Raw genomic sequence first — 9380 nt, forward strand, 5'->3', positions numbered from 1 at the left:
AGTACTGCGAGTATCCTCTACCTGCCCCAACCGCCATTACAAGAGCCATTTACCTTGAAGTGGTTAACTCAGATTGTTGCGGCTCTACAAAGTCGAGGTGAGTCTTTAGACCTAATTCTAGGTCATCTGCCCCAACCAGGGAATGATCGCGAACGAGTTCTCCGCAAACGACTGCACCAATGGATGGATCAAAACCTGCTTAAGCTATTCCTGTCCGACTCTGGTTCTGCTCCAACGCTTTGTCTTAGCAGTCAGAATGAGCGTGATCAGATCGCCTTGCAATTGCAAGTTGATGAGCATAACCGACCAACGGAGTGGTTTAAGGTGACCACGCAGCGCGGGGTTACTACGGTATACGATCGGTTACACCAGTTAAAACAAAAAGCTCGACCTATTCCTTTCCAAGAACTTTTGGATCAAGAGACGATCGTGATTTTTCCCGACCCTGCCGATCCGGCTTGGCGAGGGTTAAGTATCGATATGCTGCGGCAACGCTTAGCATTGACACCCATTTTGACCGGTCATACTCTCCAACGAGTGATGTATCGCGATCGCTACCTGCAAGCAGAGGGTGCCCGTATTCTGGCCGCTCTACTCCAGGGAGACTGGTTCCAACCCAATACCCAAGTCACCATCCACACCCGTCAATCCTATGAAGAAGACCGCCGCAACGATACCAGTCGCCGCAACGCGATTGCAACCGCCATGAATAAACACTTAGGCATCAAGCCTACGATCGAGTTCTGCCTATTTAGGGATCGCTATCATCAGCATATGCCTCATCAACGAGAACTACTCCTGCATCGCCAAGACCAACAGGTATATCGGGTGTTGTTCGATCGCGGGTTAGACTTCATTCACAACAACCAACCCAGGGGCTATGACATCAAGGAACTGACCTATGTTGTGGTTACCAAGCATTAGGGATAGGTATTCAGAGTCGGCTGGGCTAGCCAAGTTGCTACTGCATCCTGTGGCAGAGGTCTTGAAAAGTAGTAACCTTGCACAGACTCACACTGGAGTGCTCGGAGTTGGGCTAGTTGTGTACTAGTCTCCACACCCTCAGCCACAACATCCATCCCTAAATTCCACGCTAAGGTAATAATTGTGCGTACTAGCTCTAGTTTTTCGCCGTCACTGTCAATTCGATCAACAAAGGAGCGATCTATCTTCAGTGTATCAACTGGATAGCGGTGCAAGTAGCTGAGGGATGAGTATCCTGTGCCAAAGTCATCGATCGCTAGTCGAATCCCCATCGCTTTCAATTGCGTTAAGACGGCAGACACTTGCTCAGGATTACCTAACAATACACTCTCAGTAATCTCTAGTTTTAAGTATTGAGGATCAAAGCTAGTTTTGTCTAGGATTGCTGCAATTCGCTCAACGAGATTAGGCTGGTTGAACTGTCGAGCTGACAGGTTGACACTAATCGTCAGCTTACTGTAGTCGGAAAGCTGTTGTTGCCACTGTTGCATTTGCTGGCAGGCAGTTTCTAAAATCCAGTAGCCGATTTCCACGATCGCACCTGTTTCTTCTGCTACTGGAATAAACTCACCAGGGAATACCGTGCCCCATGTGGGGTGTTGCCAACGCACGAGTGTCTCTAAGCCTTCGACTTGGTAGTTGCGCAACGATATAATCGGCTGGTAGTGCAAGTGCAATTCTTGCCGCTCCAACACCCAGTTTAAATCGTGCTCAATTTGCAAGATCCGGGCAGCTTGAAGATGCATGGCTTCGTCAAACACTTCATAGCGTCCTCTACCCAGAGCTTTAGCTCGATACATGGCTGTGTCGGCATCGGTTAGCAAATCTTCTGGCTGGTCTCGGTTTAGTGAACTAGGAGCAATGCCAATACTGGCATTTGTGAAGATTTCATGCCCTTGTAAGACAAATGGCTCCATTAGTTCCTGGTGCACCCGATCAGCTACCTCAACCGCCTGTTGTACGTTTTTGATATTTTCCAGTAAAATCGCAAACTCGTCTCCGCCCAACCGTGCCACGGTATCTCCTGAGCGCACACAAAATTTCAAACGCTGGGCGATCGCTACCAACAATTCATCGCCAATACGATGGCCCAAACTATCGTTGATAACTTTAAATCGATCAACATCAAGGAATAGAACTGCAAATTGATAGTCTTCTTGGCGTTTAGAGTGCCTAAAGGCTTGGCTTAGCCGCTCCTTAAACAGGGCAACATTGGGCAAGCCCGTTAACGCATCGTGAAATGCGTTGTAGAGCAATTCCTCCTCAGTCTGTCGCCAATTGGTTACATCTTTAGTCACGACAGCAAAACCTAGCAGTTGATCGTGACCATCTAGCAGTGATGTCATGACCACATGTGCCCAAAAGCTATCACCTGTGCGCCGCAAACGATAATCTTCTACTTCAAAGCGGCCTGTCATTGCTGCAATTTCTAGCTCACGAGCAGGCTTATTCTGCCACACATCATCTGGACTGTATAACTGGGTAATCGAGGCTCCTATGATTTCAGCCTTGTCATAGCCATAGATAGCCTTAGCACCTGGATTCCAACTTAAGATACAGCCAGTCGGATCTACCATAAAAATGGCATAGTCGGTGATGCTATCAACAAGTTGACGGAAGCGATCGTCTACCGGTTCATGGGTAGATTGCTCGTCTTGGTCATCAAGTTGTGGATCAGGAATAGGAGCGATCGCACAGATGTAAGAAACACCCACTAGGCGGGTAAGGTGCCAACACAGATGCTGATAAGACCCATCTTGATAGCGACAGCGACAGTCAAACTGGAGGCCACTCGTTAGTAAAGCTGTATGATTTGAGTTACTCAACCATTCATGCCCAACCACGCTAGAGCCTGATGTTAGAGCATTCAACACATCTTGAGCACGAGGGCGATCGTCGGGATGAATTGTGTCTATCCAGGATAAGGCATTACCAACATAGCTCTGCCATACAGCATTTCCGTGCAGCAACGAGCCATCACCTGCGACTATACAAAATAGATCCGTAGCATGGGCGAACAGTTGAATCAGAAGCTCTTCCAGGCGCTCTTCTAAATCATCCTGGTTTATCAAAAAAGCATCGTGCATTCTAGCGTCACTAAACGTTGCTTAGTCTTAACCCCCAAGTCACCCCATATCTCTACGGTAACATTATTCTTAGTAGGCACCGCAAATGCTGTATGTATCACAAACGTTTTGTGAACGTTACCTTGCTATAGTGTGTGCTAAATAAGTGGTTGCCTTAGTAGCTTAACTGATGACCCTAGCACAAGAGTATGTTACCTTTACAGGCCCTCATTCCCTAGTCCCTTCTCCCAACTTGGGAGAGAGATTTAGGGTAGAGGTAAAAATAACATGCATCCCCTTGACACACAATAATAAGATTAAAATATCTCTAGCTATAATGAAGCTAATACCATTTTAGAGAGTTTCTAAGGGGGCGGTTGTAAAGTCTTAAAGCTTCATTTCACGAAAATCTTAAACGACATACTAAAGATAGTAGGCGCTATGTTCAGCGGGGTGTTTGACTAGCTTTTCAAACAAATTTTTAGCCTTGGGTCTCTGTTAACGTCTTGGCCAAGACGCAATGATCAAAGATACAACTATCACAGTGGCCACAACGCTAGACTTGATACGCTAGGGCATTAGCACAGTTAAGAACTAACTGATGCTTCGGGTTTAGAACTGTCATCAGAGTCAGCAAGCTGCTCTAGAAAACTGGCAACTGTTTCAAAGTTGGGAACTTCTTGCCAACAGTGAGAACAGAACCAATAAATCTTGCCATGGCGGATGTGGCGCAGCAGAGAATAGGAGCAATAAGGACAGGTAGACATAGGATTTTAAATCAATAAATTATTGAGGCTGAAAATCAAGAATTTAGGAATAGGATGACTCATCTAAACAACAGATAGATCATAGGTTAGCTGCCTTGGGAAAAGCTACAATCCGCAACTGTTATTTACACTGCCCATACGATTGTTTGTTTTTCTTAAAAAGACAGATGAGGTGTGTATAGATACTTTCATGCTCTGAGCAGATTTATTGAATAAGGAGAAGACGATCGCACCACTTAATCAGCTCAGTTGGCAGGGATAACAGTACCAACACTTGAGTGTTATTACTGCACAATAATACTGAAGAGTATTCACATTTGTATCAAGCTCTACAAAGCAACTGTGCTGAATGGATTACCGTCACAACTATGGTTCTAGGGCGCGATCGATCCAGTTCCTATGCGAATTGAGCAGTTGCAGGCATTTCTGGCAGTAGTTGAAACGAATAGTTTCCAGCAGGCGGCTCAACGACTTCAGGTAACCCAGTCTACGGTTAGTCGCCAAGTGCAAAATCTGGAAGCAGAGATAGGTCTGCCCCTATTCCACCGCACTACTCAAGCAAAGCTGACAATTGCTGGAGAGGCGTTTTTGCCTCACGCTAGGCGAATTTGTCAAGGATGGCAGAATGCTCTAGAGGAAATTACTGCTCTAAAAGCCGGAAAGCAGCCAGAACTCTGTGTTGCTGCGATTCCATCAGTTTGTTCCTACTATTTGCCCAAGGTCTTACAACAGTTTTGTCGGGCCTATCCAGAGGTGCAGTTACGGGTGACAGCTCTGGGGAGCGATCGTGCCCTCAAGGTGCTTAAAGATGGCATGGTTGATTTAGCGATCGTCATGTATAATCACCGACTTACCAATAGCAACGATATGGTAGTTGATGTGCTGTATGAAGAGCCAATCGAAGTGTTAATGGCAACCAACCACCCCCTAGCCGCCTATGAAAAAATTCCCTGGACAGAACTAGCTCGCTACCCCCAGGTTGTGTTTAAGGATGGTTATGGAATGCAGCGCATGATTCAAGAGCAATTTGCCCAAAGAGGCTTGACCTTGAAGGCTGCTCTGGAGCTAAATACTCCAGATGCGTTTCGCGGGGTTGTTCGGCAGGGAGACATGGTTGCCCTGTTGCCAGCCTCAGTGCTAATTGACTGTCGTCATGATGCTAGCCTTACAGTCCGTGGCTTGATAAATCATGCTGATAATGGCATAGAACGAGCTAGTGATTCCTCAGCGAGTGAGCACTCACTACTCATGCGTAAAGTTGTGATGGTAACAACTCGCGATCGCCTACAAATCCCTCCCATCCGCTATTTCTACGAGTTGGTTCAGCAACAGTTGTCGGCATCAGTAATGCCTGCATGGGCATAACGTTCCTAAGATCACCATGAGTAAAGCATTTCGGGTTTTATTACAAAAAATTGGCAGCGGCACCCACACGAGTGAGCATTTATCTCGATCAGAAGCTGCTGATGCTATGCGCATGATGCTCTTGCAGGAAGCAACCCCTGCCCAAATTGGGGCATTTTTGATCGCCCATCGGATTAAACGTCCAACTGGTGAGGAGATGGCAGGTATGTTGGATGCCTACGATCAACTAGGGCCAGTGTTGCCACCCCTTGGTGACGATCGTCGGGTGCTCGTGATGGGTTCTCCCTACGACGGGCGATCGCGAACAGCCTCTCTTAGTCCACTGACAGCCCTAGTCTTAGCCACAGCCGGTAACCTGGTGTTGCTCCATGGGGGCGATGTGATGCCAACGAAGGCAGGCATTCCCCTAGTTCAAACCTGGCAGGCACTAGGAGTGGATTGGACTCGCTTAACCTTAGACCACGTGTGGAACATCTTGAATACTACTGGTGTGGGCTTTATCTATTTGCCGACTCACTTTCCGCTAGCCCAAGGCTTGGTGCAGTTTCGAGATGAAATTGGTAAGCGCCCTCCCTTAGCAACCTTAGAGCTAATTTGGTCAGCCTACCGCGGCCCAGCCCATATCATTACCGGCTACGTACACCCACCAACCGAGGCCATTATGCGGACAGCGTTTGCTCTGCGCCATACGACCCATTTCACAACCGTGAAAGGGCTAGAAGGAAGTTGCGACTTGCCTCGCGATCGCACAGCTATCATCGGCATTAGTGATTCACCGCCTACTCTAGGACAATCTGTTTCCTCACCATCATCACCTGAGTCAGGTTTCCTACGGTTACATCTCCATCCCCGTGACTATGGGGTCGCAGGCAAGAATATACCGCTGGATGACGCTACTGATCAGGCCCAGCTTATGCAATCTGTTCTGGCTGGAGTCAAGTCAGAGGGGTTGCAATCTGTAGTTTGGAATAGTGGCTTCTATCTTTGGCGGAGTGGTACTTGTCCAGATGTAGCTAGTGGTATGGCTCTTGCTGAGGATTTGATTACAAAAGGCAGGGTTTTAGCTCAATTACATCGATTGCAGGCTGCGATCGCCCACCTTAGTGTCAGTGCTAGTGTCAGTGCTTGACGATTTACCAGTCCTTAACGCCTGTTCCGCTTGGTCAAGCTCACCCTTGTAGGCATGGATTAAGGCTTGAGCTGATGCATGGTAAAAACTGTCGGCAGGAATTTGCTGAGCTTGGCTGATTGCAGTCTGCCAGGTTTGCCGAGCCTCTGACCACTGCTGCTGCTGTTGAAACTGGCGAGCTTGCTCTCCAAGATCGGTTGCCGTGCGGTAGAGCTTTTCCATAGCCACCTCTGTAGCATAACGCCGTTGAGCATGGGCTGCCTGTTGTTGATATTGCCTCAACAGAGTTGACACGTCTCGGTAAGCTAGGGTGTAGTTTGGAATCCCTTGTAACTGCGTTATGGCCCTTGCCCATGTAGCGGTTACAACATGCCAGCTTTCAGGATTTTGGGCCAGCGCTTGGCGGGCAGCGGCAACTTGGGCAATGCGTTTGGCTTCAGCAAGATGTTCAGTGGCTCGTTGTTCAGTTTTGTAGTAATGATTGGTTGTTGCCAGAGCAGCACGATAAATTGGCAACTTTGCGGCTGCTAATGGGTAGGCAACGCTATCTGGTGGAATTTGCACCAACTGATTAATGGCTTGCTGCCAGCGCGATCGCACCTGTGCCCATTCAGCGACAGAGTGGGGTGGGTTCACCTGCTGATGAGCTAAACTAGCGTGAGTCAGCGCAGTAACTAAGTGCTCTAGGTTATCAGCTTGGGCCTGATAGGCTTGCAATTGGCGTGAGGCTTCACTATAGTGAGGTGACCAAGGTGGAATAGACCGCAGTAGCGCCATAAGGTTGAGCAACTGCGATTGAGCCTGCTCTAGCTGTGATTTTGTTGTAGCTTGACGAATAGATTGTCGAACCTGACGATTTGTTTGATAGCTAGCTTGTATCAAAGGGCAGGAACCCACAACACAAGGACGAGTGAGGAGATACGTAGCACCTAATACAATGGAGAACATGCTAATCGCCTTTACCCAGTGCTGTTGTACGGCTAGTCGCCATGCTGAGAGCAGACTCTTCAGGTTCTGAGCAGAAGAGTTCTGAACGCGAGAAGACTCCTCCCCAGACGACAAGCCAACTCTTTCGGTAGCATGACTTCTATCGACAGTATGGTCTGCTGGTAGCTCAGTTAACAGTGGCGGTTCAGTCCTAGGTTGATGCTGGTCTGGATATGGAACTGTTGTAGGCAATGTACTAGCGCGCTGGGAGGAGCCAATTTGCAGGCGATAGGTCGCATAAATAGTCGATTGCCCAGCAACTTTGAGACATAGCTGCACTCGTCGAGAAAATTGGGTCAACAGCGGCAGGGCGATCGCAGCGAGCGCCCGTGCCATCATGGCAAATAGTTCTGACTGATCAAGGCTAGGCTCAGCCCGATGAATACCTAGAATTACTAAGTGTTGCTTCCAAACGGCACAACGAATATCCACCCACACAGGATGACGAGCCTGGAGATAGACCTGTAGGTGGTTGTTTAAGTGTTTGAGGCGATCGCAAGACGAGTCATCATACACCATCCCATCATTGTATGAGCTGTCTTAGAAAATGAACCGCTAGGATTGTCACGCCAGAGCCGATGACCATCCCTCTAGACCCAACCTAGTAGTAGCCAAACTCTGACTCTGGAATCGTAAAATTAGACGGATCATAGAGATAGCGAGTAATTTCTTCCTCTAGTCGGTGAATTTGGTATGGTTCAATCACAGAAGTGTGGCGCAACGCAGCAAGGTAACCATCCAAATACAACCGCAAATCGTCATTACGATACCCCCGGTTCCAGAGATCTACCAGAGCATCGGTAAGCTTCTGATAGTAGCGAATAGTAAGCGCGTCTTGAAGCATAGATTTATAGAAACATGGTTATGAAGAGCATCTCGGTAGGCATATCAGCATACCTCTAGAGTTCCCTCTATTGTAAAAGATCCACCAGATGACAAAATAGTTGCATCGTTACACTTACATATCTCCAAATCAAGTGGCACAAGCAATAGCACAAAAAATCAGGACAATTATCTCACGTTCCTAGACAGGAGTACTTCACACTAGTGGCCCACTTCCCTTGCCTGTTGTCCACTATAGCTGTCAGCCAGATGCACCTATACTCTAGGAATAGCACATTGATACCAGCGATTCAAGTCACTAGGGACGATCAAACTCGGATGGCGATCGGAACTTCTCCACGGGCACATTCTTCAACGCCTGCAACATAAAGTCCCGCCAGATGGGAGCAACATACCCACCACCTGTAACTCCATGGCCGATCGGTGTATAGTCATCGTTGCCCACCCATACAGCAACTGCCAATTGGGGAACATAACCTACAAACCAAATATCTCGCTCTGACGAGGTAGTACCCGTTTTACCCGCAGCAGGACGACCAATTTGTGCCACTGTTGCAGTCCCATTTGTGATTACACTTTGCAGTGCATCTGTCAAACTGGCAGTTGCCCATGGATCCAAAACAAGTTGAGGCTTGGGTGTGTTATCCCACAAGATATTGCCACGACTATCAGTAACCTGCACGATCAAGGTCGTGTCTGATTGCCAGCCATTATTCGCAAACGTAGCATAGGCTGATGCCATTTCCAGGGGTGTTAAATCCACAGCTCCCAGTGGCAGTGAAATAACTGGATCCATAGGACTCTTGATCCCCAGGATTCGACAAACTTCAATCACACGGTTAATACCAACCTCTTGCCCCAAACGCACTGCTGGAACATTACGAGATACTGCCAATGCCTGCCGAATGCTAATAGCACCAGAGAAACTGCCATCGTAGTTTTGGGGAGCATATTGCTCGTAGCCGTCGTTATAAGAGACGGGGGTATCCATCACGATAGAGTTAACGTCATACTTGCCGGTAGCAAACGCTGTGTAGTAGACGAATGGCTTAAAAGCTGAACCGGGCTGACGCAGGGCTTGAATCGCTCGATTAAATTGGGTTTTCTTGGGATCAACACTACCTACCATTGCTTTCACATAATGGGTACGGGGATCAACGGCTACTAGTGCCATTTGATCGGCATAAACCCACTGGGCTATCAGGTTTGCATGGCCCCGTTTTACCGTCTCTAGGGCAG

Annotated in this window: 8 protein-coding genes; 3 read left to right on the top strand and 5 right to left on the bottom strand. The window is 48.0% G+C overall.

The window, feature by feature from the left end; translation table 11 throughout:
• A partial coding sequence (locus NZ772_07965) for a hypothetical protein (protein ID MCS6813490.1) occupies positions 1-924 on the top strand: 924 nt, incomplete at its 5' end.
• Here the strand turns inward: NZ772_07965 and NZ772_07970 are convergent.
• Together NZ772_07970 and NZ772_07975 are read right to left on the bottom strand one after the other, a co-directional pair.
• On the bottom strand, positions 921-3071 hold the full coding sequence (locus NZ772_07970) for an EAL domain-containing protein (GenBank protein MCS6813491.1): 2151 nt from the start codon (positions 3069-3071) through the stop codon (positions 921-923). The genes NZ772_07965 and NZ772_07970 overlap by 4 nt on opposite strands.
• Positions 3072-3637: 566 nt before the next feature.
• Positions 3638-3817 (bottom strand): hypothetical protein, encoded by a 180-nt coding sequence (locus NZ772_07975; protein MCS6813492.1) that lies wholly within the window; start codon positions 3815-3817, stop codon positions 3638-3640.
• Positions 3818-4216: 399 nt separating this feature from the next.
• Here NZ772_07975 and NZ772_07980 point away from each other — a divergent pair, with 399 nt between their 5' ends.
• Together NZ772_07980 and NZ772_07985 are read left to right on the top strand one after the other, a co-directional pair.
• Entirely contained in the window at positions 4217-5182 is a 966-nt protein-coding gene (locus NZ772_07980) for a LysR family transcriptional regulator (GenBank protein ID MCS6813493.1), read from the top strand.
• Between the two features lie 16 nt (positions 5183-5198).
• Positions 5199-6311, top strand: a complete 1113-nt coding sequence (locus NZ772_07985) for an anthranilate phosphoribosyltransferase family protein (GenBank protein MCS6813494.1) — start codon at positions 5199-5201, stop codon at positions 6309-6311.
• Here NZ772_07985 and NZ772_07990 read toward each other — a convergent pair.
• From NZ772_07990 to NZ772_08000, 3 genes are all read right to left on the bottom strand, one after another.
• Positions 6252-7817, bottom strand: a complete 1566-nt coding sequence (locus NZ772_07990; protein ID MCS6813495.1) for a hypothetical protein — start codon at positions 7815-7817, stop codon at positions 6252-6254. The genes NZ772_07985 and NZ772_07990 overlap by 60 nt on opposite strands.
• An 82-nt stretch (positions 7818-7899) precedes the next feature.
• The gene (locus NZ772_07995) at positions 7900-8142 is read right to left on the bottom strand and encodes a hypothetical protein (GenBank protein ID MCS6813496.1); all 243 of its coding nucleotides are present in this window, start codon (positions 8140-8142) and stop codon (positions 7900-7902) included.
• 297 nt (positions 8143-8439) lie between these two features.
• Positions 8440-9380, bottom strand: a 941-nt coding sequence (locus NZ772_08000) for a penicillin-binding transpeptidase domain-containing protein (GenBank protein ID MCS6813497.1), incomplete at its 5' end; no start/stop codon positions are given.

The sequence above is a fragment of the Cyanobacteriota bacterium genome (assembly GCA_025054735.1).
Taxonomy (GTDB): Bacteria; Cyanobacteriota; Cyanobacteriia; order SKYG9; family SKYG9; genus SKYG9.